At 66.5% G+C, this 24,028-nt stretch carries 24 protein-coding genes and 1 riboswitch; of the genes, 12 read left to right on the top strand and 12 right to left on the bottom strand.

Annotation, left to right across the window (positions count from 1 at the left end; all coding sequences use genetic code 11):
• Positions 1–25 precede the first annotated feature (25 nt).
• From H9639_RS12970 to H9639_RS12955, 4 genes are all read right to left on the bottom strand, one after another.
• Positions 26–679 carry a dihydrofolate reductase family protein gene (locus H9639_RS12970; RefSeq protein ID WP_191808502.1) on the bottom strand — a complete coding sequence of 218 codons (654 nt, stop codon included), beginning with the start codon at positions 677–679 and terminating at the stop codon, positions 26–28.
• A complete protein-coding gene (locus H9639_RS12965) occupies positions 672–1,127 on the bottom strand; it encodes a hypothetical protein (protein ID WP_191808501.1) in 456 nt (151 codons plus the stop codon). The genes H9639_RS12970 and H9639_RS12965 overlap by 8 nt, the downstream gene beginning before the upstream one ends.
• 182 nt (positions 1,128–1,309) lie before the next feature.
• The gene (locus H9639_RS12960) at positions 1,310–1,960 is read right to left on the bottom strand and encodes a response regulator (RefSeq protein WP_191808500.1); all 651 of its coding nucleotides are present in this window, start codon (positions 1,958–1,960) and stop codon (positions 1,310–1,312) included.
• On the bottom strand, positions 1,957–3,144 hold the full coding sequence (locus H9639_RS12955; RefSeq protein WP_191808499.1) for a sensor histidine kinase: 1,188 nt from the start codon (positions 3,142–3,144) through the stop codon (positions 1,957–1,959). The genes H9639_RS12960 and H9639_RS12955 overlap by 4 nt, the downstream gene beginning before the upstream one ends.
• Positions 3,145–3,341: 197 nt before the next feature.
• Between H9639_RS12955 and H9639_RS12950 the strand changes: the two genes are divergently transcribed.
• Positions 3,342–4,364 (top strand): FAD-dependent monooxygenase, encoded by a 1,023-nt coding sequence (locus H9639_RS12950; protein ID WP_191808498.1) that lies wholly within the window; start codon positions 3,342–3,344, stop codon positions 4,362–4,364.
• Between the two features lie 7 nt (positions 4,365–4,371).
• Here the strand turns inward: H9639_RS12950 and H9639_RS12945 are convergent, their stop codons facing one another.
• Together H9639_RS12945 and H9639_RS12940 are read right to left on the bottom strand one after the other, a co-directional pair.
• Positions 4,372–6,003: an amidohydrolase gene (locus tag H9639_RS12945; protein ID WP_191808497.1), complete on the bottom strand. Its 1,632-nt coding sequence runs from the start codon at positions 6,001–6,003 to the stop codon at positions 4,372–4,374.
• A 27-nt stretch (positions 6,004–6,030) separates the two neighbouring features.
• A complete protein-coding gene (locus H9639_RS12940) occupies positions 6,031–7,491 on the bottom strand; it encodes a purine-cytosine permease family protein (protein WP_225219587.1) in 1,461 nt (486 codons plus the stop codon).
• A 111-nt stretch (positions 7,492–7,602) separates the two neighbouring features.
• Here H9639_RS12940 and H9639_RS12935 point away from each other — a divergent pair, with 111 nt between their 5' ends.
• The 5 genes from H9639_RS12935 to H9639_RS12915 all read left to right on the top strand — a co-directional run bounded on the left by H9639_RS12935 (position 7,603) and on the right by H9639_RS12915 (position 10,587).
• Positions 7,603–8,232: a TetR family transcriptional regulator C-terminal domain-containing protein gene (locus H9639_RS12935; RefSeq protein WP_191808496.1), complete on the top strand. Its 630-nt coding sequence runs from the start codon at positions 7,603–7,605 to the stop codon at positions 8,230–8,232.
• A gap of 109 nt (positions 8,233–8,341) precedes the next feature.
• The gene (locus H9639_RS12930) at positions 8,342–8,671 is read left to right on the top strand and encodes a PadR family transcriptional regulator (protein WP_191808495.1); all 330 of its coding nucleotides are present in this window, start codon (positions 8,342–8,344) and stop codon (positions 8,669–8,671) included.
• 2 nt (positions 8,672–8,673) lie between these two features.
• Positions 8,674–9,057, top strand: a complete 384-nt coding sequence (locus H9639_RS12925; protein ID WP_191808494.1) for a DUF1048 domain-containing protein — start codon at positions 8,674–8,676, stop codon at positions 9,055–9,057.
• A complete protein-coding gene (locus tag H9639_RS12920; protein ID WP_191808493.1) occupies positions 9,038–9,826 on the top strand; it encodes an ABC transporter ATP-binding protein in 789 nt (262 codons plus the stop codon). The genes H9639_RS12925 and H9639_RS12920 overlap by 20 nt, the downstream gene beginning before the upstream one ends.
• Complete coding sequence (locus H9639_RS12915; RefSeq protein WP_191808492.1) at positions 9,823–10,587, top strand: ABC transporter permease; 765 nt, start codon at positions 9,823–9,825, stop codon at positions 10,585–10,587. Before H9639_RS12920 ends, H9639_RS12915 begins: the two co-directional genes overlap by 4 nt.
• 120 nt (positions 10,588–10,707) lie before the next feature.
• Here the strand turns inward: H9639_RS12915 and H9639_RS12910 are convergent, their stop codons facing one another.
• Entirely contained in the window at positions 10,708–11,340 is a 633-nt protein-coding gene (locus tag H9639_RS12910; RefSeq protein ID WP_191808491.1) for a cysteine hydrolase family protein, read from the bottom strand.
• Positions 11,341–11,458: 118 nt separating this feature from the next.
• Here H9639_RS12910 and H9639_RS12905 point away from each other — a divergent pair, with 118 nt between their 5' ends.
• Positions 11,459–12,406 carry a GlxA family transcriptional regulator gene (locus tag H9639_RS12905; protein WP_191808490.1) on the top strand — a complete coding sequence of 316 codons (948 nt, stop codon included), beginning with the start codon at positions 11,459–11,461 and terminating at the stop codon, positions 12,404–12,406.
• A 22-nt stretch (positions 12,407–12,428) separates the two neighbouring features.
• Here H9639_RS12905 and H9639_RS12900 read toward each other — a convergent pair whose 3' ends face one another.
• Positions 12,429–13,019, bottom strand: a complete 591-nt coding sequence (locus H9639_RS12900) for a CGNR zinc finger domain-containing protein (RefSeq protein WP_191808489.1) — start codon at positions 13,017–13,019, stop codon at positions 12,429–12,431.
• Positions 13,020–13,114: 95 nt separating this feature from the next.
• Here H9639_RS12900 and H9639_RS12895 point away from each other — a divergent pair, with 95 nt between their 5' ends.
• From H9639_RS12895 to H9639_RS12885, 3 genes are read left to right on the top strand one after another with little or no spacing between them, the layout of a single operon-like run.
• Positions 13,115–14,182 carry an LLM class flavin-dependent oxidoreductase gene (locus H9639_RS12895; RefSeq protein WP_191808488.1) on the top strand — a complete coding sequence of 356 codons (1,068 nt, stop codon included), beginning with the start codon at positions 13,115–13,117 and terminating at the stop codon, positions 14,180–14,182.
• Between the two features lie 49 nt (positions 14,183–14,231).
• Positions 14,232–16,397, top strand: coding sequence for a class 1b ribonucleoside-diphosphate reductase subunit alpha (gene nrdE, locus H9639_RS12890; protein WP_404799758.1), 2,166 nt, complete (start codon positions 14,232–14,234; stop codon positions 16,395–16,397).
• 48 nt (positions 16,398–16,445) lie between these two features.
• Positions 16,446–16,982: a flavin reductase family protein gene (locus H9639_RS12885; RefSeq protein WP_191808487.1), complete on the top strand. Its 537-nt coding sequence runs from the start codon at positions 16,446–16,448 to the stop codon at positions 16,980–16,982.
• A gap of 531 nt (positions 16,983–17,513) precedes the next feature.
• On the opposite strand, the gene H9639_RS12880 is transcribed toward H9639_RS12885, so the two are convergent.
• From H9639_RS12880 to H9639_RS12865, 4 genes are all read right to left on the bottom strand, one after another.
• Complete coding sequence (locus H9639_RS12880; protein ID WP_191808486.1) at positions 17,514–19,139, bottom strand: bifunctional hydroxymethylpyrimidine kinase/phosphomethylpyrimidine kinase; 1,626 nt, start codon at positions 19,137–19,139, stop codon at positions 17,514–17,516.
• Complete coding sequence (thiE, locus tag H9639_RS12875; RefSeq protein ID WP_191808485.1) at positions 19,127–19,849, bottom strand: thiamine phosphate synthase; 723 nt, start codon at positions 19,847–19,849, stop codon at positions 19,127–19,129. The genes H9639_RS12880 and thiE overlap by 13 nt, the downstream gene beginning before the upstream one ends.
• Positions 19,846–20,682: a hydroxyethylthiazole kinase gene (gene thiM / locus H9639_RS12870; protein ID WP_191808484.1), complete on the bottom strand. Its 837-nt coding sequence runs from the start codon at positions 20,680–20,682 to the stop codon at positions 19,846–19,848. The genes thiE and thiM overlap by 4 nt, the downstream gene beginning before the upstream one ends.
• Positions 20,673–20,762: riboswitch (TPP riboswitch) on the bottom strand. Its footprint overlaps the gene before it by 10 nt.
• Positions 20,763–20,957: 195 nt before the next feature.
• The gene (locus H9639_RS12865; protein ID WP_191808483.1) at positions 20,958–21,413 is read right to left on the bottom strand and encodes a MarR family winged helix-turn-helix transcriptional regulator; all 456 of its coding nucleotides are present in this window, start codon (positions 21,411–21,413) and stop codon (positions 20,958–20,960) included.
• A 285-nt stretch (positions 21,414–21,698) separates the two neighbouring features.
• Here H9639_RS12865 and H9639_RS12860 point away from each other — a divergent pair, with 285 nt between their 5' ends.
• Positions 21,699–21,884: a hypothetical protein gene (locus H9639_RS12860; protein WP_191808482.1), complete on the top strand. Its 186-nt coding sequence runs from the start codon at positions 21,699–21,701 to the stop codon at positions 21,882–21,884.
• A gap of 66 nt (positions 21,885–21,950) precedes the next feature.
• Positions 21,951–23,993 carry an FAD/NAD(P)-binding protein gene (locus H9639_RS12855; RefSeq protein ID WP_191808481.1) on the top strand — a complete coding sequence of 681 codons (2,043 nt, stop codon included), beginning with the start codon at positions 21,951–21,953 and terminating at the stop codon, positions 23,991–23,993.
• The last annotated feature ends 35 nt before the right edge of the window (positions 23,994–24,028 follow it).

Here is a 24,028-nt window from a genome sequence, read left to right as displayed (position 1 = left end):
CGAATTGTGCCGTATGGGTAGAACGCTAAGGTGCGGATTGCTCCGCGCCCTTCTGCTGAGGAACGGCTCGGTAGCGCGCGTGCAGGGTGCCGCGCCAGTGCCGGACGTTGTGCAGCTGCAGCAGGAGGGATCGTTCCGGAAAGGCACGCAGCCCTTGCCCAAGCATGATCGGAGCGATGAAAAGATCCAACTCGTCGACTTCCCCGGCTTCCAATAGGGCGTGGACGAGGCTCACCGAACCCCAGATGAGAAACTTTCCACCCTGGCTGCGGCGTTCCCGGACGTAGCTGACGGCGTCCGGAACGACGGCGGCCTCCGGGTAGGCCCCCCAGGGGGCTGAGGAGAGGGTCCGGGAGGCTACTGTTTTCCGGGCCATGTTCAGCTGAGCCGCAATCGGCTCGTCCGCCGTGGGCCAGTACGCGGCGAAGAGCTCATAGGTCCTCCGGCCCAGCAGTATTTCATCGACGTGCGGCAGGAGCCGCATATTCCAGTCCTGGCCGGCGGCGCTGGTTTCCGGAGCCACGGCGGCGAAGAGGTCAGCTTCACCGCCGGGCCCGGCCGCAAACCCGTCGAGCGAGATCCATTCCTGGACCATCACCTGCACCCCGGGATCCAAAGTGAGATCAAGTGATGTGTCCGGTGCTCTGTCGGGAATGGTCTCCGGTGCGTCATCAGTCATGCCCGCCATTGTGCCTGCGCAGCGAAGTGAGGGCCAGAGCCAGCAGCCCGCCGATGGCTCCGATGGCCGCACCCGTCATCAAACTGCCCGGCACGGTTGCCAACCGCAGGGCTGGTCCGGCCTCGAGGAGAGCCGGCATGCCGGCGAAAGCGAAGTTCCAGAGCAGCTGGTGGGTGATGGCCAGCATGACGCCGAACATCACACCAATAACCAATACGGTCAAGAACGGCCGCGGGGAACGGACCCGGACGGTGACGAGGATCCACACGGCAACGGGCGCCAGGGCCAGGAACCAGGTCACCGGTGCGCCTTCGTGGATTACCTGGAGATCGTGCAGGACGGCCCGGGGCAGGCCAAGCAGTGCCAGGCCGGCCATCAGCAGCAGGGGCATTCCGAAGGAATAACGGACTGCCCGGGTGGTTTCCTGGGGTGTTGGGTATTCAGTCATGCTGCCACGGTAGGCACGCGGGCCGGGGCTCCGCGTCGGGCTGCGGGCGCCGGAGTGGGTCATCGCAGGCGACAAACCGGTACGCGTTTGGACGCCGTCGTCTGTTGCTGTTGCTGTTGCCGTTGCCGTTGCTGTGCTGTTGCCGTGCTGTTGCCGTGCCATAGGCACCGTCGCGGGAGCCGCTACTGAACCAGGCCCGAGCGGTGGGCGATCACAGCCAGTTCGGTGCGGTCCCTGGCCCCCAGCTTGCCCAGGATCCGGCTGACGTAGGTCCGCGAGGTTGCCGGGCTGATGAAGAGCACAGCCGCGATCTCCTGGTTGGTGTCACCGTGGCCAACCCGGACCAGGACGTCCAGTTCCCGGTCGCTGAGCAGGGACAGGCGGGGGTCTGGAACCGGCGGGCGCGGTCCGGCAGCGACAATTTCCAGCAGCCGTCCCACGACGGCGGGGGAGAGGAGTTTCTCCCCGTCCGCGGCCCGCCGCACCGCGTCGCGCAGCTCCGGACCGGGGGCATCCTTCATCAGATACCCGGCCGCACCCGCCCGGATGGCTTCCAGGACGTCCCTGTCGTCGTCGAATGTCGTCAGGATCAGCACGCGGGTGGCTGCCAGCGATTTGTCACTGCGGATCAGGCGGGTGGCCTCGATGCCGTCCATAACGGGCATCCGGATATCCATCAGGACAACGTCGGGCCGGTGCCGGGCGGCTGCTTCGACGCCGCGGCGGCCGTCGGCGGCTTCGCCTGTGACGAGGATGTCCTCGCCGCTGGAGAGCAGCGTCCGCAGCCCTGCCCGGACCAGGTCCTGGTCATCCACCAATACAACGGAGATCATGCTTCCTCCCGGCGCAGCAGGGCGGTGACCTCGAAGCCCGCCGGGGTCCAGCCCGCGGTGAAGCTGCCACCCAGGGCTTCAATCCGTTCCCGGAGTCCGGCGAGTCCGTAGCCGTGTGAACCGGAACCGGTGCGGGCCGCGGGTTCGTCCTTCCGCGGCGGAGCACCGTTGTCCGAGATGCGGAGCCGGACGGTCCCTGCCGCTTCGGTGAGGCTGATTCTGGTCTGCGTGCCGCTGGAATGCCGGACGATGTTGGTGACTGCTTCCTGGACAGCCCGGAAGAGGGCCGCCTGAACCGAGGCAGGCAGCTGGGGCTGCAGGGTGTTTGTTACCGTCACCCTGATCCCTGCTGCTTCCGCCGGAGCGATCGCGCTGGCAAGGGAGTCCGCGTCCAGCACGCTGTGTGCCGGAGGGCCGCCGCGCCGCAGGCCGGCCACGGTGCGCTTGAGTTCGGTGGAGGCCTCCGCCGTTGTGGCGCGGATGACTTCCAGCGCCTGGCGCCGGGCGCCGTCGTCGTCCGCCGGTGCCTCCCGGGCCACCTCGGTGTGCAGCGAGATTACCGCCAGCCAGTGGCCGAGCGAATCGTGCAGCTCCCGCGACACCGCGAGGCGCTCGGCGGCGATGCGTTCCTCCGCGTCGCGGCGGGCCTGTCTGGCCGTCAGGTCCCGGATCCGGCCGGCCTGCCACTGCAGTTCCCTCCGGGTACGGAGGCTGTCCCCCAAAGCGACCGCGCCGGCGAGGATCAGCAGGTTCTGCGGGAGGTCGTAGGCCAGGACGAACGCCGCATCCTGGCCGCTTCCCAGCCGATAGGCCACGGAGATGGCGGCGACGACGGCGGACCCGCTCACCGCTGCTGCCAGCCGGCCGCACTCGGCAGCTGAAAACACGGCGGCGGCGATGGGCACAGCCGTGCCGATGGCGGTGAATCCGGAGGCGTAGTAGGCAACGAACCCAACGACGGACAGGGCCACGACGAGCGTGGGATAGCTGCGGCGGATGAACATCAGCGCACCGAATCCGGCGGCCCAGAGATAGGCCCAGCCTGCCGGGCGGGTGCCTTCAACGTCGGCCGTGATGAAAGCGGCAAGGGTGAGTGAGACGCCCGCAGCGAGCAGGGCGTCAAAAACCCAGGGTGCGGGTGCGGACCGGCTGCCCTTCGGACGGACAGCCACCGGCGCTGCCATTTCCCCATGGTACGGCGGGGGACAGGCAGGCGGGAGGTGCCGGAGGCGGCAAGCGGGGTCGTCCGGGAGCGATGGCGCCGATTGCCTGGGGGCGCCGTGGGTAACGTCCGCAGGCAGGGGCAGCGCAGCCGTGCGGCAGGTACCTTCAACATCAGCGGCAGAACTTTAGGTGAGTTTGACGGGTTGGAGGCGGGACTGTGCGCGCAACGATCATCGGCGGAGGAATCGGCGGGCTGGCAGCGGCGCTGGCACTGCTGCGGAACGGCTGGGACGTGGAAGTCCGGGAGCGGTCCGCGGACCTGCCCTCCGGCGGGACAGCCCTGGGGATGTGGCCGGAGGCGATGGCAGCCCTGGACGCCCTGGGGGTGGGGGACGCGGTCCGGCACCAGTCGGTGCACTGCGCGGGTGCGGCGCTCCTCCGGGCCGACGGCAGCGTCATTGCCAGGCTGGGAGCCGAACGCAGCGCGCACCTGGTCACCCGGAACATGCTGCTCCGTACCCTCTATGCGGCGCTGCCCCCGGACGTGGTCCGGTGGAACATGCCGTACTCAGCGGGGCAGGCTGCTCCCGGCGGCGAGCTGCTGATTGCTGCGGACGGAATCAACAGCACGGTCCGGAGCACTGTTTTCCCCGGGGTAGCCCCGCGGAAGCTGGGCACCACGGCCTTCCGCGGCGTGATTGACGGCCGGGTCGGAACGGTCACCGAGACCTGGACCCGGGGCGGCCTGTTTGGGATTACCCCGGCCGGTGACAACGGCATCAACTGGTTCGCTGCCCTGCGCTCGGAACTGGTCCCGGCCGGGGCGCAGGACTCCGCCGGGTTCCTGCGGCGGTACTTCGACGGCGCGCATCCGGCGGTGCGCGCCGTCGTTGATTCCCTCCGCCCGGACGGCATAGACCGCCGGACCCTCCTCGATGTACAGCTGCGGGGTTCGTATGTGAGCGGGCAGACGGTCCTGATTGGCGATGCCGCGCACGCCATGGCCCCGAACCTCGGGCGCGGGGCGTGCGAAACCCTGCTGGACGCCGTCGCGCTCGCGGATGCCCTGGCCGGCAGTCCGGGCGTGGACTCCGGGCTGCGGCACTTCGACCGGACCCGCCGCCCGGTGGGCCGCCGGATGGTCCGGCTGGCCCGGATGCTGAACCGTGCGGCGACCGCCAAGCACCTGCTGCCCGCGCGGAACGGGCTGGTCGCAGCGGCCGCCCGGTTCAGTTCATAACCTGGCGCTAGGCGGCATCACCGGCGGGTCCGCTTTCGTAGACGCAGCGGCCGCCGACGACGGTGCGCAGGATCTTGGTGTCCAGGAGCACCGAGGGGTTCTCCGCCGCGAGGACATCGGTGTCGAGGACAATGAAGTCCGCGTAAAGGCCCGCGGCCAGCCGGCCGATTTCATGTTCGGCGCCGGCCGTCCAGGCGGAATCGCGGGTGGCGTGCTCGATCGACTCGGCGAGGGGCAGCGCGAATTCCGGAACGTTGGTTCCCGCCGCGGCATCCAGTGCCGAGGCGCGGGTAGCGGCAACATACATGTTGGGCAGCGGGGTGTGCGGCGACGTCGGGGAATCGGTGCCGAAGGCCAAACAGCCACCGGCATCCGTGATCCACGGCCAGGGGAAGCCGCGGTCCACGCGGTCGTCGTCCAACCTGGCACGCCAGTTGCTGCCAATGGCGGGATCGGCGTGGACCGGCTGCATGCTTGCGGTGATGCCCAGGGCAGCGAGGCGGTCGACGTCGGCCCGGTCCACGAGCTCCAGGTGCTCGATCCGGTGCCGGCGTTCGCGGGGGCCGTTTGTGGCCACCGCATATTCGACCGCACTGATAGCGATCCGCACGGCTTCATCCCCGATGGCGTGCATGGCGACCTTCAGCCCGGCGGCATCGGCAGCGGCGACGATCGGAGCGAGCTCCGCCAGGCTCCAGACAGGTTCGGCATTGGAACCGTCGGCGTAGGGGGCTCCGAGCACCGCGGTGCACCCGTCGATGGTTCCGTCGATGACCACTTTGATGCCCACCACCCGCAGGAACGCTGAGCGGTGTTCGGCGGCAAGTTCGGCCGCCCGCTGAACCTGCGCGAGGTTTTCCTCGAGGGAGCCGGTGTTGTTCAGCCGCCAGTAGGCGATGAGCCTGCTGGTGAGCGTGCCATCCTTCTCCGCCTGCGTGAACGTCTGAAGATCCGTCTCGTTGAACCCCATATCGCACGCGGTGGTCACACCGGTTTCCCGGTAGGCCTGCTGGATGGCGGCGATGCTGGCCTGGTGGTCATCCCCGCTGGCCTGCGCATCGAGGAAGGGGAGCACGATGTTGTAGAACGCGTTCTCGTCAATGTAGCCGGTGGCGTGCCCTTCGGAATCCCGTTTGATGGTGCCGCCCAGGGGATCCTCTGTCTGATCGGTGATTCCGAGCTCCGCCAGTGCCGCGGAGTTGACCCAGACCGAATGGAAATCATAAGCCAGCGCGTAGACCGGTTTGCCGGGCAGGGCGGCGTCGAGCATCCCGGCGTCCGGGACGCCGCCGGGAATCGCACCGTGTGCCCAGCCGGTGGCCATGATGCGGTCGGATTCCGGCCGCTCGGTGTCCCAGTCTTTGATGCGCTGCTGGATCTCTTCCACGGAGCCTGCACCCCAGAGGCTGACCTGTGCCAGGGACTCTCCCGTGCCGATCACGTGGGCGTGGCCGTCGACGAACCCGGGAAGAACCAGCCGGCCGTCGAGGTCAATCCGCTCCGGGTCCGCGGCAAGGCGCTCCGCGGTGACGGAGTCGCCGACATAGAGAATCCGCTCGTCCTGGACGACCATGGCCTCGGCCCAGCGCCGGGTGCTGGAGGTGAAAATACGGGCATTGGTGTAAAGCTGCGTGGTCACGCGGGAACTTCCTTCAGGGTTGGGGGATTAGGCGAGGGCGTCTTCAGCGACGCGAACCTGCGGGGCCGGGCGGGTGGGCGCCAAGCGTGTCCAGAGGACATACACCGCCGAGGTGACGATCAGGGCGACCGGCACGGAGAGGTCGACGTTGCCCATGGCCGCGGAGAGGGGGCCCGTAAACAGGCCGCTGTTGAGGAACAATGCTGCGGTGGACGCGCCGAGCGTGACGGCGGCCATGCCCGGAAGGTTCCAGCCTGCGGTGAACCAGAACGGTCCGCCGGGACGCTCGTCGAAGAGCTCCGCGCCGTTGTAGCGGTTGCGGCGGAGGATGACGTCGGTGGCGAAGATGGCCATGGTGGGGCCGGAGATGAGGATCAGCAGCTGCAGCATCAGGTTGACGGCCTCAAGGAAGCTGGTTGACGTCACCAGGTAGATGGTCAAGGCCGTGCCAATCACGCCCACAACCACCGCTGACGGGATGCGCCGGATCGGTATACCGATGGACTGGAACGCCATGCTGGCGGTGTATGTGGTCATGCCGTTGAGCGAGATGGTGTTGATAATGACGCCGGCAACGAAAATCGGTCCGAGCCACACGGGCAGCATGGCCAGCAGTGCGGACTCGATGCCGAGTTCCATGGCGGCCGCATCGATTCCCGTGGCCAGCAGTGCACCCACGGAAGTAAAGAAGATACCCGGCAGCATGCCGCCGAGTGCGGTAGCCGCCACGATGGAGGATGCCTTGGTGGAGCGTGGCAGGTACCGGGCCATGTCCGGACTGTTGGAGAAGGACAGCGGGTTGGAAGCAAGAATGGCGAACCCGATGGTCACCGAGGACCACAGCGGCAAGCCGTGCAGGGATTCGGCCGGCGCATAGTCCCAGTTCACGTGCGGCAGGATGAAGAAGGTGACCAGCAGGAAGATCAGCAGCAGGACCGAGGCCACTACGGGATAAATGCGCAGGATCAGGTTGTGGCCATATACGGCCACCAGTACGGTGACCGCCGCGACGACGATCGTGATGACCACCGGTCCGAGAACCGGATGGGTGAAACCGGCGCGGGCCAGCAGCTCGGCCCCCATAAAGGACGCGGCCAGCCAGTTCAGTGCCAGGAAGACGGCGGAGATGAACCAGCCATAGAACGCGACGATCACTTTGTTGCCGCGGATTCCGTAAATCGCGCGGGTAACTACTGACCCGGACGTGCCTGCCGCCGGACCGCTGATGGCCACAACGCCGACCAGGATCCAGAGAAGGTTGGCGGCGATGATCACGGCAAACGCCTGCCACAGTTCCAGGCCAAGCAGGATCAGGGATGCCCCGACGGTAAGGCTCAGGACGCTGACGCTCGGAGCGGCCCAAACAGGGAAAAGACCGCGGGCACGCCCGTGCCGTTCGGAGTCTCCGATCAGTTCAATTCCGCGCTTTTCAGGATGCGTCAGTACCTCAGGGTGGGTGACTGTTTCAGTCAAGTAGGACTCGGGCAACGCGGTTCCTCTCGGAGGGCTCGCGACCACACTGCTGCTTCGTCGAGCCGGAATACTGTTGGTCGAGTGGCCAACAGTGATATTGGTCACTAATCCAATAGACTCACCGGCATGCTGTCAAATCCCACCTCTCGGGTTAGGAAACATCCGGACGTACGCCGGGCTGAAATCCTCGCGGCGGCGGCGTCCATTGCGCTCGCCGACGGACTCGAAGGCATTACCCTGCGCGCGGTCGCTGCCCGGCTGGGGGTCCGGCCCGGACTTATCAGCCACTACTATCCGGCGGCGGAGGGTCTGGTGGTCGCCGCCTTCGCCCGTGCCGTGTCGGATGAACGCGAGGACTTATTTCCGAGCCAGGGGAATCCGTTGATGCGGGTGGCGTCCTTGATCTCACGCAATGAAGGGGAGGGATGGCGGGAGCTGTCGCAGCTCTGGCTGAACGCCCGCCACCTTTGCCGCTTCAGCCCCGCCTTGGCGGAGGCTGTGCAGGTCCAGGAGGGGTTGACGCACAGCCGCCTCGCCCGGCTCATCGAGGAAGGCGTGGCCGGCGGGTACTTCACCGCGGCCGACACCGATGCTGCCAGCAGCAGAATCCTTACCGCCATTGACGGCGTTGGAACCTATGTCAACAACACCGCCCCGCATGCGGATGAGGGCATTGCGCACTTTGTTTCTGATGTCGCCGAGTGGGCGCTCGGCATCCCGGCTGGGCAGCTGCGCGCCGCGGTGGATCGACAGTAGGCGGCGGGGTTCAACTCGTTTCCGCAGCTTCCGTAAACCCCTTGCGCCCTATCTACTCAGCGTTACTATGTACTGGTAGTCACTAATACTAAGTAGCAAGGAGTGTCCGATGGGCAAGCAGGCGACGGAGATGCTTAAGGGCGTCTTGGAAGGCATAGTCCTGGCAATCCTGTCCGGCCGCCCGGCCTACGGCTACGAGATCACCGGATGGCTGCGGGACCAGGGCTTCACCGACATCGCCGAAGGCACCGTCTATGCGCTGCTCATCCGGATCGAGCAGCGCGGACTCGTCGACGTCGAAAAGGTGCCGTCAGAAAAAGGCCCGCCGCGAAAGGTGTATTCCCTGAATGCGGAGGGGGAGGACTATCTCAAAGAGTTCTGGAGGACCTGGAGCTTCCTCGCAGACCGTCTGGAACAGCTCCACCAAGGAGATAAGTGACCATGTTGATTGAAAAAATAGTTGGAGACTTCGGCGACAAGCGCCGGTGGCGGGAATACAAGGCGCGGGTCAAGGCCCTTCCCGCCCCGTACCGCACGTCCGTCGAAGCATTCGAGCGCTACCTGACCTATTTCGGCGCCGTCAGCGACGGCAGCATCATGATGACGATGGTTGAGGATCTCGCCGACCTGTTTGAACGCGCCGCGGTGGATGGAACCCCCATCCGGGCCGTGGTTGGAGAAGACCCGGTGGAATTCGCCGAGACCTTCCTCCGGAACTACTCAGACGGTCAGTGGATCAATAAGGAGCGCAAGCGCCTCACCAAGGCCATTGACCGTGCCGAAGAAGAAAGCCGAGGTGAGGGTCATGACCGCCCGCCTGAGTGAGCGCCCCGCGATCCGGGTCGCCGGACTTGAAAAGTCGTTCAAGGACCTGGATGTGCTGCGGGGTGTGGACTTCGACGTCGCGCAGGGCAGTATCTTCGCCCTCCTCGGTTCCAATGGAGCGGGCAAGACGACAGTGGTGCGGATACTCGCAACACTGCTGAAAGCGGATGCCGGAACTGCTGTCGTGAACGGCTTCGACGTCGCCGCCGCGGCAGGGGAAGTGAGGGAATCAATCAGCCTCACCGGACAATTCGCCGCCGTTGACGAGGTCCTCAGCGGGCGGGAGAACCTGGTCCTGGTGGCCCAGCTGCGGCGCGTCAAAGAGCCTGGCCGGGTGGCAGATGAGCTTTTGGAGCAGTTTGCGCTCACCGAGGCGGGCGGGCGGAAAGCCGGAGCCTACTCCGGCGGTCTGCGCCGGCGTTTGGACATCGCGATGAGCCTCATCGGCAATCCGTCCGTCATCTTCCTGGACGAGCCGACGTCGGGCCTGGACCCGCAGGGCCGGCTCGAGGTGTGGGCGACGGTGAGGCAGCTCGCTGGGCAGGGAACCACGGTGCTGCTCACCACCCAGTACCTGGACGAAGCCGAGCAGCTCGCCGACCGCATCGCGGTCCTGCACGGCGGAACGATCATCGCGAACGGAACCTTCGCTGAACTCAAGCGGCTCATTCCGCCGGCAACTCGCGAATATGTGGAGAAGCAGCCGACTCTCGAGGAAATTTTCCTCGCCATTGTCGGCAGCGATGAGAATCAGGGGCAGAGACGATGACTGCAACCCATTTCTACGGCAACACCGCCGTGCTGACCCGGCGCTCGCTGCGGCATATCCTGCGCAGTCCGGACACCATCATCACCACGGCCATCATGCCGATCGCCATTATGGTGATGTTCGTATATGTGCTCGGCGGGGCGATCAACACCGGAGCCACTCGGTACATCGATTACATGCTGCCGGGCATCCTGCTGATCACCATCGCATCGGGTATCGCCTACACCGCTTTCCGGCTCTTTATGGATCTCTCGGGTGGCATCTTCGAACGCCTCCAGTCCATGCCCATCGCCCGGTCCAGCACCCTCTGGGCCCACGTTATGACGTCGCTGGCCGCCAATCTGATGTCGCTGGCAATCGTGGTGGGTGTGGCCCTCATCATGGGTTTCCGCACGGGAGCCGGCCTGTGGGCATGGCTGGCGGTTGCCGGCATCCTGTTCCTGTTTACCCTGGCGTTGACCTGGGTTGCCGTGTTCGCAGGGTTGTCGGCAAAAACCGTGGAGGGCGCAAGCGCCTTCTCCTATCCGCTGCTTTTCCTGCCGTTCATCAGCTCGGCCTTCGTACCTACTGACACGATGCCGGCCCCGGTGCGCTGGTTCGCTGAGAACCAGCCGGTGACCTCGATCGTCAACACGATCCGCGCCCTGTTCGCGCGGCAGCCGGTGGGGACCGAGATCTGGATTGCCCTCGCTTGGTGTGCCGGGATCCTGGTGGTGGCCTACGCGCTCTCGATGGCGGCGTACCGGCGCCGGATCAGCTAGGAGTCTCAGTGCAGCAAGTGTCTCAGTGCAGCAAATGTCTCAGCCCCGCTGGGACACCCGGGCAGCGGCGATCCGCTGCCCGGCGTCGAAGCTAACCGGCTGGCCGACGGGGCAGGCGGCCTACTGGAAGGCTGCCTGACCCTGAAGGGCAGAGGCCACCAGATTGCTCTGGGGCAGTTCAGTGCCGGACTCCACGGCCTTGGCCCAGTCACTGGTGGCTGCGACAGCCGCAAAGTTGGACTGCAGCAGCACCAGCAGGGCCTCGTGGACCTGCTGGGCGCTGACCTGCCCCATCTCGTTCGCCAAGTGGATCGCGCCGCTCGCGTCCGACAGCAGTTCCACCTTGAAGCCCAGGGGTTCCGCTGCCGCTGCGGTGGCCAGGTCGCAGTTATTGGTCATGTACCCGACCAGGGTGACCGTGCTGACCTGGTTCGCCCGGAGCCAGGCCTCGAAATCGGTTCCGGCGAAGACGCTGCCGTAGCTCTTGACAATGTGCTTCCACGAGTCCGTGCGGCGGGAGGCAATCTCCGGGTGCAGTTCCCAGCCCTGGGAACCTGCGGCGAACACCGGGGCTCCGGCCGGTGCCTCGTGCTGGACGACGGCGATGGGCAGGCCTTGTTCTTCGGCCAGGTCGATGGCCCGCATGATGTTGGCCAGGGATTCACTGCGGTCCGGGTACTGGATCTCAAAAGGTCCGGCAAAGTACTCATTCTGCACGTCGACAATAACGAGTGCGCGGCGTAGATCAGTCATAACTGGCCTCAAATCCTTAGGTGGAAATCTGTTGATTTATTGGTGATTCCAGCTTTGCAGGACCGGTCCCGGTAGAGTGAGTGGCGTATATGCACACTTTCGATGGAAATGGGCCACGTTGAAGATTGCCATCCACGCCTTCGACGGCATAACGATGTTCCATCTGGCGACCCCGTTGCTCGTTTTCGGCGAGGTGGCGCGCCTCGGCCTTGCCGCGGAGTGGGAAACCGGCTTGTTTTCCGAGGAGGGCCAGCCCATCCGCAGTGCGGAAGGGTATCTGGTTGACGGAGTCGCCGGGCTTGGGGCGGCTCAGGACGCAGACATCGTGGTGTTCCCCTCCTGGCTGTCCCATCTTCCCGATCCGTCAGAAGAGCTGCTGCGGCTGATCCGCCAGTCCCACGGGCGGGGAGCCGCTGTCGTCGGACTGTGCCTGGGTGCTTATCCGGTCGCTCGAGGCGGGGTGCTCGACGGACGCACGGCGGTGACGCATTGGGAGGCCGCTGCCAAGATGGCGGCAGCACTGCCAGCCGTACGGTTTGATGATTCCGCGCTGTATATCGACCACGGAGACGTGCTGACGTCGGCTGGGACCGCCGCGGCCCTGGATGCCTGCCTGCATCTTGTCCGCAAGCATCTGGGCTCGGCCGTGGCCGTCGACGTCGCGCGCCACATTGTGGTGGCCCCGCACCGGGAGGGCGGCCAGGCGCAGTACATTGTCCGCCCGCTGCAGGACCCCGAGCTCGACGGGCCGCTGGGCAGGACCATCGAATGGGCGCTCGCGAATCTGGACCAGGACCTCGAGGTGGAAAGCCTCGCGGCGCACGCTGCCATGAGCAAGCGCAACTTCACCCGCCGGTTTAAAGAGGTCACCGGGTTCTCACCCGCGCGCTGGGTGCTTGGCCGGCGGCTGGATGACTCCCGCCAACTGCTGGAGACCACTACCTGGAGCATTACGCGGATTGCCGAGGCCTGCGGCTTTGGCAGCCCGGTCACTTTCCGGCAGAACTTCATCAGCGCCTATTCCACCACTCCGACGTCGTACCGCAGCCGCTTCACCAGCCGCTGAGCCTGCTTCTTCGTCCGGCGCCTTAGCCTGCGGGAGCCTTGTCCACTTTGCGGGCGTAGGACCGGGTGGCTCGCTGCCTGGCACCGCACCGCTCGGAGCACCACTGCCGCCTTGCGTGCGTGCGGACCATAAACCTGTCGCACGGTGCGGCGGCGCATTGCGCGATGCGCCCGGCGTCGGGGCCGGTCAGCAGGGCGGCGGCATCCTCGGCAATCTGTGCCATGGCGTGGGCAACAATCTGGCTGACGGGGTGGCTCGGCACCCGGCTGAGGCCCGCTCCCGGGGAATAGTGCAGCGGCGCCGCGCTGGGCACGGCGGTCAGGGCGTGGTTGAGTCCCGCCAATGCCTCGGGTGCCGGGGCGGTGCATTCGGTGTGGGACCTGAGTATCTCCCGGAGCTGCTCCCTCAGGCCTGCGAGCTGATTCTGGCAGTAGGAGAGCAGTCCGGTGCCTTCCGGGGCGAGGTTATGCCCGACGAGCCAGGCCGTGGCGTCTTCCGGACTGTTCAGCTCGTCAACCCGCTGCCCGCCTGGAAGGGTGACGATGCTGTTAGCCAGCGCCAGGCACAGGTGTTCGGCTGTTCCCGGAGCCGGAGGGAGTGGGACGTTTGTCATAGTACTCACGGTATCAGTTGCACTTTACCGTGAGAACCTCCTAGAGTGAATCTCACGTTAAAGATTTACTTATACCGTGATATCTGAGGTACTTCATGAATCATCCCAGCCCTTCCGGCACCGCCCCCTTCGTGCTCTCGGTCCTCGACAACGCCTTCACCGGCGTCGGCCACACCGTCAACGAGACCTACAGCGAGATCATCTCGCTGGCAAAGCTGGCCGACCGCCGCGGCTTCCAGCGCTTCTGGATGTCCGAGCATCACGCCATGCCCGGCGCCGCCATTCCGTCCCCGCTGCTTATGGCGGCCCGGCTCACCGGTGAGACCGAACGCATTCGGCTGGGTGCGGGCGGGATCATGCTGCCCAACCATGTGCCGCTGGTCATCGCCGAACAGGTCGGCATGCTGGAGACGCTGGCCCCAGGGCGGATCGACCTCGGCCTGGGCCGGGCACCGGGCACCGACGGCGCCACGGCAGCCGCCCTGCGCCGCCACGCTTCCGCCAATGACGAATTCCCCGAACAGATCGCCGAGCTGCTTGGATTCCTGGGGAACGACTTCCCGCAGGGCCACCCCTATGCCGGTGTGCCAGCCGTTCCCGGACCCTGGCAGGCCGACGAGAACCGGGTTCCGCACTCCGAGACGAGCGCCGATGTCTGGATTCTCGGGTCATCGGTCTACTCAGCCCAGGTGGCCGCGCGGCTTGGCCGCCCGTACGCGTTCGCCCTGCAGTTCGGCAGCGCCGACATCCTGAATGCCATGCGGATCTACCGCGAGAATTTCCGCCCCTCGCCCTTCCTGGACACGCCCTACAGTCTGGTGAGCATCGGCGCCATTGCCGACGAGGATCCGGCCGAGGCACGGCGCCAGGCCACCTCCACCGCCATGGCGATGCTGCGTATGTTCCAGCGCAAGCCCTTTGCGCTGCTGCCTCCAGAGGAGGTGGCGGCCTACCCGGCCAACCTCCACGAGCGGCAGATCCTGGAGGAATACACCGACCGCACAATCCACGGCACCGCTGCGGAGGTGGCGGCCGGACTGGAGGATCTGCAGCGCCAGACGGGTGTTGATGAAGTGATGCTCGTCACCGGCGGGTACCTGCGCCGCACCCAGGCACACACGCTGGAACTGCTCGCGGACCACTACAGCATGCCGGCGGCCTAGCGTGCACCTCGCCGGTTCCGGAACTGATGGACAAAGAATTGGAAGTTTTGTGGAAATAACGAGGGACTCAGTTCCCGGAACCGGCGTGGACGCGGCGCCGCCGAAGGGGCAGGGCCTGGGCTATCACGAGCTCAACGCCATGCTGAACCTGTACGGCAGGGACGGGGAAATCCAGTTCGACGCCGACCGTGCGGCTGCCCGCCAGTACTTCCTGCAGCACGTGAACGACAACACTATGCACTTCGAGAGCCTCGACGAGAAGCTGACGTATCTGGTGGACAACGGCTACTACGAACGGGAAACCCTTGACCGCTACTCGATGGACTTTATTCGCGGGCTGTACCAGCGCGCCGCGGATCAGGAGTTCCGCTTTGAGACCTTCCTCGGCGCGTTCAAGTTCTATACCTCCTACACGCTGAAAACCTTTGACGGCAAGCGGTACCTTGAGCGTTTCGAGGATCGGGTCTGCATGACGGCCCTGCATCTGGCCGGCGGTGACGAGAAGCTGGCCGTGCAGATGGTGGACGAGATGCTCAGCGGCCGGTTCCAGCCTGCCACTCCCACGTTCCTGAACGCGGGTAAGGCCCAGCGCGGTGAGCTGGTCTCCTGCTTCCTGCTGCGGTTTGAAGACAACATGGAGTCGATCGGCCGGTCCATCAACTCTGCCCTGCAGCTGTCCAAGCGCGGCGGCGGCGTCGGGCTGTCGCTGACCAACGTCCGGGAGGTGGGTGCGCCGATCAAGCAGATCGAGAACCAGTCCTCCGGTGTTATCCCCGTGATGAAGCTCCTGGAGGATTCCTTCTCCTACGCCAACCAGCTCGGTGCCCGCCAGGGTGCCGGCGCGGTGTACCTGCATGCGCACCACCCGGACATCAACCGGTTCCTGGACACCAAGCGGGAAAACGCCGACGAGAAGATCCGGATCAAGACCCTCTCCCTCGGCGTCGTCGTTCCCGACATCACCTTTGAACTGGCCAAGCGGGACGAGGACATGTACCTGTTCTCCCCGTACGACGTCGAAAAGGTCTACGGCGTCCCGTTCTCCGACATCTCGGTCACCGAGAAATACTACGAGATGGTGGACGATGCCCGGATCACGAAGACGAAGATCAAGGCGCGCGAGTTTTTCCAGACCCTCGCCGAAATCCAGTTTGAATCCGGCTACCCGTACATCATGTTCGAGGACACCGTGAACAAGGCGAATCCGATTCAGGGACGGATTTCCATGTCCAACCTGTGCTCGGAAATCCTCCAGGTTTCGACGCCGTCGCGCTACAACGACGACTTGAGCTACTCCAGCGTTGGCAGGGACATCTCCTGCAACCTTGGCTCCCTGAACATCGCCAAGGCCATGGACGGCGGAAATCTGGGTGTCACGATCGAGACTGCCGTCCGCGCGCTGACTGCTGTCTCTGATCTGAGCCACATCAATTCGGTGCCCTCCATCGCCGAAGGAAACGACGCCTCGCACGCCATCGGGCTCGGCCAGATGAACCTGCACGGCTACCTGGCCCGTGAACGGGTCCATTACGGCTCCGAGGAAGCACTGGATTTCACCCACATCTACTTCTACACCGTGGTTTACCACGCCCTGCGGTCCTCCAACCTGCTCGCCAGGGAGCGCCAACAGACTTTCGAGGGGTTCGAGAACTCGCAGTACGCCAGCGGTGAGTTCTTCGGCAAGTACGTGAACCAGGAATGGATTCCCAAGACCCAGCGCGTCCGCGAGCTGTTCGAAGGCATCCACATTCCCACCCAGGAGGACTGGGCCGCGCTGCGTGAGTCGGTGATGGCGCACGGGATCTACAACCAGAACCTGCAGGCCGTCCCGCCGACCGGTTCGATCTCCTACATCAACAACTCCACCTCCTCCATTCACCCGGTGGCGTCGAAGATCGAGATCCGCAAGGAAGGCAAGCTGGGCCGGGTCTACTACCCGGCTCCGTACCTGACGAACGACAACCTGGAGTACTACCAGGATGCGTATGAAATTGGCTACGAGAAGATCATCGACACCTACGCTGCTGCCACGCAGCACGTTGACCAGGGCCTGTCCCTGACGTTGTTCTTCAAGGACACCGCCACCACGCGCGACATCAACAAGGCGCAGATCTACGCCTGGCGCAAGGGCATCAAGACCATCTACTACATCCGCCTGCGCCAGCTCGCCCTGGAAGGCACCGAAGTCGAGGGCTGTGTCTCCTGCATGCTCTAGCGGCGGACCCGCGGGAGCTCCCCTGACACCCCTCGTGAAGGAGGACCAATGATTCTGTCCACCACAACGGACTCCCGGCCCGGAGGGGGCGGCGGGACCATCACTTCCGAGCGGTACCGCGAAGTCATGCGGCAGCACCCCACCGGGGTAGCCGCCGTCGCCTCTTTGGATCCGGATACCGGTGCGCCCTGCGGGCTCATCGTCGGGACACTGGCTTCCCTTTCGCTGGACCCTGCCCTCATCACTTTCAGCATTGACCGTGCCTCAGCAACGTGGCCGAAGATCGCGCGTTCGGGAAAGTTCACGGTCAGCCTGCTGGCGGAAGGACAGCAACACGTTGCCCAAGCACTTTCCGGCAGGCAGGCGGACAAGTTCGCCGGCCTCGACTGGAGCCTCTCCTCGCAGCAGACACCGCAGATCGACGGAGCCACGGCCTGGATCCACGCCACCATCAACCGCGAGGTGGATGGCGGCGACCATGTCCTGGTCATTACCGACGTCGTGGGGATGAGTACATCCGGCGGCCGGCCCATGATCTTCCATGGAGGAAGATTCGGCGGCCTCGCCGAACCCGGTTCTGCCTGACCGGCTGTGGCGCCGGATCCAGCAGGCGCCGAAGCGCCATGGTACGGATCCATGGCGCCGGCATGCCCCCGGCTGCACAGGTTCATCCCGACACGCGTTCCCACTCTTTGTAGCCTCCTGTGGCAGGTGAGGTCACACCAGTCCCTCCACACAACTAACAGTGGGAACGCGTGTCGGCCGGGGCTGCTCGGGGCCATCCTGCCCGCAGGCGGGTTGTCCGTGTGCCGGGGAAACCCTTCCATTTGGGACATGCCTCCCAGTTTGGGACATTCCTGCCGTGGCGCCGCGCAGGATTGTCCCGAAGTGGCAGGGAAGTCCCGAAGGGCAGGGAAAAGGCCGCCCCAGGTGTCCCGCAGTGGCAGGGAAGTCCCGAAAGGTAGGGATCAGACCGCCCGAGGTGTCCCAAAGTGGCAGGGAAGTCCCGAGAGGCAGGGAAAAAGGCAGACATGGCTCCGGCGGCGCCCGAGATTCCTGATGGCCGCCGAGCCCCAACTCCCGCAGCCCGTCATGTGATCCCAGATTAGCGGCCGGTCAGGGGAGCGTGCCGGCGGCAAAAAAGTCGTGTTCCCACTGCACAGAACCAGTAAACGCTTCCTGCGCGGCCTGCCGTTCGGATGCATTCCGGGCCAGGACGGTTTCCAGGATCCCAATGGCCTGTTCGGTGGCGGCGGCGAAGCCGGGATCGGCGTAGGTGTCCAGCCATTCCCGATACGGATGGGCCGTATGATTCAGGCGCTGGAGCCTGGCTCCCACCTCCGCATAGACCCAGAAACAGGGGAGCACCGCTCCCACCAGGCGGGCGTACTGGATGTGCTCCTCCACAGACCGGTCCCGGCCGAGCAGATGCTCCAGATAACCGCGGGTCGCCGGCCCGGAGGGGTCCGTGCCAGCCGGAGCAGCCAGGACCTGTTCGACGCCGGTGCCGCCCGCAGTCCCGAGCCAATTCCGGTGCAGATCGAGCTCCGCTTCGAGGGCGTTGCGGGCACCCGCCGCCCAGAAAATCTGCTCCTGAAGCCGCGGCGCCAGTTCGCTCGCCCGGGCCATAGCACGGGCATACCCGCGCAGATAGATCGCGTCCTGGGTCAGATAGAAGCCAAAGGCCCCGTGATCCAACGACCCGTCGCCAAGCCCCCGGATGAAGTCCAGTTCAGCGATCCGGGCCCGCAGACCGGCGGTCGCTTCCCAGAGAGCGGCCGTCCGCACGCCAGCGGGGGCCGGGGCCGCGCTGGCAGCTGCCGAAACCGGCCCGGCATCGGGCGTCCGGGAGGTGTCCGGCGGCAGAGGATCCAGACCGCGTTCCCAGACACCCTGGAAATGGTTCACCGGTCCGTGGCCAGTGCCGACGTCCAGACGATCCGCGGTCTCCAGCGCCTCCTGCAGCCAGGCCTTGGCAGCCGTCAGCGTCCGGACCCAATTCCCGGTACGGACGAACAGCGTCGCCATGGCCGCGGACAGTGAGCATCCGGTCCCGTGGGTGTTCTTAGTGGCAACCCGCGCCGAACTGACTTCGGTCACCGCAAACCCGCCGCCGCCGTCGGGCACCACCAGCGCATCCGGCGCCGTCTCCCCGGCAAGGTGCCCGCCTTTGACGAGCACCGCGGTCGAATACGTCCCGGCCAGCCGTCGTCCCTGGTCAAGTGCCTGGTCCCAGGTCGCGGCGGGCTCTTCCTGCAGCAGAACGGCGAGTTCGGGCAGGTTGGGAGTGACCAGATCCACCCGGTGCAGCAGGTCGCGCAGCGCCTTCTCGGCACCGGTGCTGAGCAGGCGGTCGCCACTGGTAGCCACCATCACGGGGTCCAGCACCACCACCGGCGGGCGCACCTCCGCGAGCCACCTGCCCACCGTCTGCGTCAGTTCCGCAGTGCCCAGCATGCCGATCTTTACGGCGTCAATCACGACGTCGTCACTCACCGCCTCCAGCTGCTGGAGCAGGAAGTCCGCCGGGGGCGTGTGGACGGACCGGACGCCGTGGGTGTTCTGCGCCACCAGTGCGGTCACCGCCGCCATGCCGTAACCGCCGGTGGCAGCAATGGACTTCAGATCTGCCTGAATGCCCGCGCCCCCGCTGGGATCGGTGCCCGCGATGCTCAGGACCCGCGGAATGCTGCGGCCGGTGTCCGACGGCGGCAAAGTTTCCGCGGAGGCTAGGCGTTCCATGCTGCCACCAGCTCCCGGGCGCTGCGGAGCGGATCGGCGGCCGCGCAGACGGCCGACACCACCGCTGCGCCCGAAGCTCCGGCGGCGCGGAGAGCAGGAATGTCCGGTAGCTCAATCCCGCCGATCGCCACAGACGGGACCGGCGAGGCAGGAGCAAACGCCTGGAATCCATCCAAGCCCAGGGGTTTCGGATGATCCGGTTTGGTGCTGGTGGGACGGATGACGCCGACGCCGAGATAGTCCACCGTGCCGGGCGCGCATGCCCGCACAGCATTGAGGTGGGCCGTGGTGTTAGCGGTCAGGCCGACGACGGCGTCCGGTCCCACGACCGCGCGGACGGCCGCAACGGGAAGGTCGCTCTGCCCCACATGCACTCCGTGGACCCGCGCACCGGCGGCCCGGGCGGCCAGATAAATGTCCACCCGGTCATCCACCAGCACCAGCGTCTGGTCCTTGGCGGCCTGGTTATTAACTGCCTGGTCACTAACTTCCTGGGCGACGGCGAGGACCAGGGCATAAAAGTCTGCGGCCGAGGCGTGCTTTTCCCGGATCTGCACGGTCCGGATCCCACCGGCGACGGCGGCGCGCACGGTGTCCACGACGCCGCGGGCACCGCACTGGGTCGTGTCGGTCACCAGATAGATACCCGTGTTCCGGGCCAGGTCCCGGGGTGGCAGGGCCAGGGCGGCCGCGGGCAATCCGGGGTTCATGCTGCCACCAGCTTCGCGTCGATATCCTCGGCGGCAAGGTTTGCCAGCGCGTCCAGGAACGCCGGCACAAAACTGCCCGGCCCGGCTGCCTGCCGGGCGGCCAGCTCGGCCGCCAGCGTGTAAACGGCGGTGGCAGCAGCCACCGCGGCCAGTCTTCCCCTGATGTCTGCTCCGTCGTCCGCCACAGCACCATCCGCCACGGCCAGGAACGCGGCAGTGACCGCACCGAGGGCGCAGCCGCCGCCGGTAACCCGGGTCAGTAATGCGTCTCCGTTGCTGATCCGCACCGTGGAGACGCCGTCCGTGATGACGTCGGTGGGTCCGGAGACAGCAACGATGGAGCCGTACTTCTGGGCCAGGAGCGCCGCGGCGGGGAGGGCGTCCTCCGCAGTGTCCGTGGCGTCCACGCCGCGTCCACCCGCCCCCAGCCCGGCCAGCGCCATAACCTCCGACGCGTTGGCGCGGATCGCGGTGGGCCGCAGCTCCAAAAGCTCGGCGGCGAGGGCGGTGCGCACGGGGAGGCTGCCCACGGCAACGGGGTCCAGGACCCAGGGGGTGCCGGCGTCGTTGGCCGCATTGGCGGCTTCGAGCATGGCGGTGCGCTGCTCGGCGTGGGGCGTGCCGAGGTTAATCAGCACTCCGGAGGCCAGCCTGGCGAAGGGCCCGGCTTCCCCGGGAATGTCCGTCATGGCCGGGGCGGCGCCCAAGGCCAGCAGCACGTTGGCGGTGAAGTTTGTGACCACGGTGTTGGTCAGGCACTGCACCAGCGGTGGCTCGCTGCGCAGGCCGGAAAGCAGGGTGGATACGGTCAATGGTGTCAGGCCACAAGTCATGGCGACATCCCTTCGCTAGTCCTAACTAGATCAGGTTCGACGGGTCTAATCTCAGCCAAGCGGCACCCCGTGTCACTGCCCACGACTCTAAGGGCGAACCGGCCGGTTGGCCAACCGGGGGATTCCAGCCAGGAAATAACCGTTCTGTGCACCGCGTACCGAACCCCAGGTTTCGGGCCCGTTCGGCGCCGGCCTGCTTGCTGTCCGGCGGCGCGGCGTGGCGGTCTGACCGCAGGTCGGCCGGGGCAGGAACGTCCCGGGAAGGCTCTGCCCGGTTATGCGCTGAGTCCGGCGTCGGCCAGTCGGTTGACCAGGGTCCTGAAGAGGTCCGCGTCGCTGCCCAGGGCGGCCAGCAGTTCCCGCTCGGTCTCAGCAACCAGCTGGTCGGAGCGGGAAAGGAGGTCACGGCCGCCATCCGTGGCGATCACCTTCCGGGCTCGACGGTCCGCTGGATCCGGGACACGTTCCACGGCTCCGGCCTCTGCCAGGGCGTCGATCAGATAGGTCAGCACAGTCCGGTCAATCCCGAGGCGGGCACCGAGCGCCTGCTGGTTTTCCGGAGCATGATGGACGACGGCGGAGATCACCTGGAAGCCGCGCAGGCCGCCGGGGATGTCGGACAGGACCTCCTCCAGCCGGGACTGGTATCCGCCTGCCACAATCCCGAGGTTCCGGGCGAGTTCGCCGGGTACGGGGTCCGGGAGGCGGGTCCCGTCAGTGCCTTTGCTCATGGCCTTCATGATAGACCCGTCATGTGGGCGAATAGATATTCTGCTGGTTAACATAGTCTGCAGCTGTTCTGCCGTCCGGGTCGGGAGCTGGAGACGGTGCCGGGTTGCCGCCCAACCGGACCCGCCCAACCGGACCCGCCCAATTGAGCGCCCGCCCAACCGGGCCCGTCCGGAGGGCTGTTCCGTTCGCCAGGACCCCTCAACCGAGGGGAACCGTACCGTTCCCGCGGCCGTACCCGGTAGAGTCGCCTGCACGCAGATCCGTTGACGCCCCAGGGGGCCGCCGTGCCGATTTTGACCACCGTGCTGCTGTTCGCCGGGATCATCGCCGCCGTCATCCTGATTGTGCTGATCTTCCGTGGATCAAGGATTCCGGAGACGGATATTGAAGGCAGGAAGCGGGTAAACCGCTGGTTCTGGATCCTGGGCGTGTTTGTGGCGGCCGCGTTTATCTTCGTGTCCTTCACCTAGCAGTTCCGGCAGCCCGGAGCTGCTGAGCCGCCCTCTTGAGCACGGGCAGGCGGATACCCTAAGTACATGGACAAACCTCAGAGGCTTCGCGTGGCCGTCATCGGAGCCGGCCCGCGTGGAATATCTGTCCTGGACCGGCTGCTCGCGAGATACCTGGAACTGCCGGCTGACGAACGCCCGGAACTCGACATCCGGTTGGTGGATCCCTATTCGCCGGGGCCCGGCCACGTGTGGCGGACCAACCAGCCGCGGCTGTTCCTGATGAACACACCCTGCCTGTTTCCCACGGTGGTCCCCGCCGCAGCCACCGCGGACGGGTTCGCCCCGTCCGTCTCGGGACTCTCCTTCGGTGCCTGGCTGCGGAAGATGGTGCTGGATCCGGCGCCCGCATTGAGCGCAGGGGACCGCAGGGAAGCCGCAGGCCTGGAACCGGGAGACTTCCCCAGCCGCGCCCTGTACGGCCGCTACCTGGAGTGGACCTACGCCCGCCTGACCGCCGCGGCAGCGGACGCAGGCGCCGCCGTCGTCCACCACCGGACCGAAGCCCTGGCGCTGGCCCGCACCGAAACCGGGTTCAGCGTGGAACTTGCCGGCGAGGACGCTCTGGCGGCTGACGCCGTCGTCCTGGCCATGGGACACCTGCCCGCGGCCCTGAACCCGGAACAGTCCCGGCTCAATGACGCCGCAGCGCGGCTGGGCCTGCGCTACCTGCCGCCGGCCGTGCCTTCGGACGCGGACTTCTCCGTGCTGCCCGCCGGGGAACACGTGCTGGTGCGCGGCCTGGGATTGAACTTCTTCGACATCATGGCCCAGGTGACGCTGGGCCGCGGTGGACGGTTTGTCCCCACCGGGGCCCCGGCCGGGACGTCGCTGCGCTACGAACCCAGCGGCCGCGAGCCGGTGCTGGTCGCCGCCTCCCGGCGCGGAACGCCCTACCGCGCCAAGGCCCGGCTGAACAGCTACCTGCCGAAGAGCGTGCAGCTGCGCTGGTTCACCCGCGAAGCGGCGGGCAGCTTCGCGGCCGAAGGAATCCAGCCCGGGTTCGACCATGACTTCTGGCCGCTGCTGCACCGGGATGCCATCTGGGCGTACTACTCCACGCTGGCGCGGACCACCCCGGACTGCCTGACCGTACCCGCCGGAGACTTCCTGCGCGATTTGGATGCCGCCCTCAGCGTGGACGGACCGGACTGGGATGCCGCCAAGGAGCGCGTGCTTCAGCGCTGCGTCCCGGCCGAGCACCGGACCAGCCTCGAGGCGCTCGCCCAGCCGCTGGGCCGGCGGCCCTTCACCGGTGCCGCCGACGTCGACGCCGCCGTGCTGGCCTATCTGGAAGCCGACGCCGCCGGGTCGGCGAAGGGCGAAGACGACCCCCTGAAGATGGCGATCGGAGCGCTGAACGCCGGGCGGTCCGTCCTCAAAGCGGTGGTGGCCGACGGCGGACTCTCCGAAGAGTCCTGGCTCACCGAACTGCGCGGCTGGTTCGAACCCCTGGTTGAAGGGCTCGCCAGCGGGCCCCCGCCCGAGCGGATCGAGCAGCTGGCAGCGCTGACCCGCGCCGGTTTGGTCCACTTTGTTGGCCCGGATCCACGGTTCGACGTGGACGAAGCCCGTGGTGTCTTCACGGCGTCGTCCCCCTGGTCACCCGAGGAATACGCCGCGAAGACCCTGGTCGAGGCCATGATGCCCGCGAACAAGGTCAGTGCCAGCCTGTCCCCGCTGCTCGAAGGAATGCTGCACCGCGGCCTGGCGCGCACGAAGGTCATGATGGCGGCCGACGGTACGCCGGTGATGACCTCCGGGCTGGACGTTTCGCTGCCGCCGTACCGGCCGCTGGACGTCAAGGGCGAGCCGCAGCAGGACCTGTACGTACTCGGCCTGCAGCTCTCCTCCGTGCAGTGGGGCACGGCTATCGCCGCTGAGACAGGAGCTCCGGCCGACGCCGGTGCCCGGACCCTGCGCGACGCCGATGACATTGCTGCCGCGATTCTTGCCGGTGCCGGCCAGGATCCCGGCGCGACTGCCGGGGACCGCACGGGGGACCAGGCGGTGCTCCCGGACCTGGACCGGACAAGCACGGGTACTGCCGCCGTCGGGGCCGGATCGTAGCCGTCTGTCCCCGGGATCAACCCATCGCCCGGCAC

Source organism: Arthrobacter gallicola (genome assembly GCF_014836775.1).
Classification (GTDB): Bacteria; Actinomycetota; Actinomycetes; order Actinomycetales; family Micrococcaceae; genus Arthrobacter_B; species Arthrobacter_B gallicola.
Note: the sequence above shows the minus strand (reverse complement) of the source record. Positions and strands in the feature narration are given on the sequence as shown.

What these genes read in the sequence shown, in the direction of transcription:
- H9639_RS12970 (WP_191808502.1), bottom strand. Translation starts at nt 679, where the DNA reads ATGACTGATGACGCACCGGAGACCATTCCCGACAGAGCACCGGACACA.
- H9639_RS12965 (WP_191808501.1), bottom strand. Translation starts at nt 1,127, where the DNA reads ATGACTGAATACCCAACACCCCAGGAAACCACCCGGGCAGTCCGTTAT.
- H9639_RS12960 (WP_191808500.1), bottom strand. Translation starts at nt 1,960, where the DNA reads ATGATCTCCGTTGTATTGGTGGATGACCAGGACCTGGTCCGGGCAGGG.
- H9639_RS12955 (WP_191808499.1), bottom strand. Translation starts at nt 3,144, where the DNA reads ATGGCAGCGCCGGTGGCTGTCCGTCCGAAGGGCAGCCGGTCCGCACCC.
- H9639_RS12935 (WP_191808496.1), top strand. Translation starts at nt 7,603, where the DNA reads ATGCTGTCAAATCCCACCTCTCGGGTTAGGAAACATCCGGACGTACGC.
- H9639_RS12930 (WP_191808495.1), top strand. Translation starts at nt 8,342, where the DNA reads ATGGGCAAGCAGGCGACGGAGATGCTTAAGGGCGTCTTGGAAGGCATA.
- H9639_RS12925 (WP_191808494.1), top strand. Translation starts at nt 8,674, where the DNA reads ATGTTGATTGAAAAAATAGTTGGAGACTTCGGCGACAAGCGCCGGTGG.
- H9639_RS12920 (WP_191808493.1), top strand. Translation starts at nt 9,038, where the DNA reads ATGACCGCCCGCCTGAGTGAGCGCCCCGCGATCCGGGTCGCCGGACTT.
- H9639_RS12915 (WP_191808492.1), top strand. Translation starts at nt 9,823, where the DNA reads ATGACTGCAACCCATTTCTACGGCAACACCGCCGTGCTGACCCGGCGC.
- H9639_RS12910 (WP_191808491.1), bottom strand. Translation starts at nt 11,340, where the DNA reads ATGACTGATCTACGCCGCGCACTCGTTATTGTCGACGTGCAGAATGAG.
- H9639_RS12900 (WP_191808489.1), bottom strand. Translation starts at nt 13,019, where the DNA reads ATGACAAACGTCCCACTCCCTCCGGCTCCGGGAACAGCCGAACACCTG.
- H9639_RS12895 (WP_191808488.1), top strand. Translation starts at nt 13,115, where the DNA reads ATGAATCATCCCAGCCCTTCCGGCACCGCCCCCTTCGTGCTCTCGGTC.
- H9639_RS12885 (WP_191808487.1), top strand. Translation starts at nt 16,446, where the DNA reads ATGATTCTGTCCACCACAACGGACTCCCGGCCCGGAGGGGGCGGCGGG.
- H9639_RS12880 (WP_191808486.1), bottom strand. Translation starts at nt 19,139, where the DNA reads ATGGAACGCCTAGCCTCCGCGGAAACTTTGCCGCCGTCGGACACCGGC.
- thiE (WP_191808485.1), bottom strand. Translation starts at nt 19,849, where the DNA reads ATGAACCCCGGATTGCCCGCGGCCGCCCTGGCCCTGCCACCCCGGGAC.
- thiM (WP_191808484.1), bottom strand. Translation starts at nt 20,682, where the DNA reads ATGACTTGTGGCCTGACACCATTGACCGTATCCACCCTGCTTTCCGGC.
- H9639_RS12865 (WP_191808483.1), bottom strand. Translation starts at nt 21,413, where the DNA reads ATGAGCAAAGGCACTGACGGGACCCGCCTCCCGGACCCCGTACCCGGC.
- H9639_RS12855 (WP_191808481.1), top strand. Translation starts at nt 21,951, where the DNA reads ATGGACAAACCTCAGAGGCTTCGCGTGGCCGTCATCGGAGCCGGCCCG.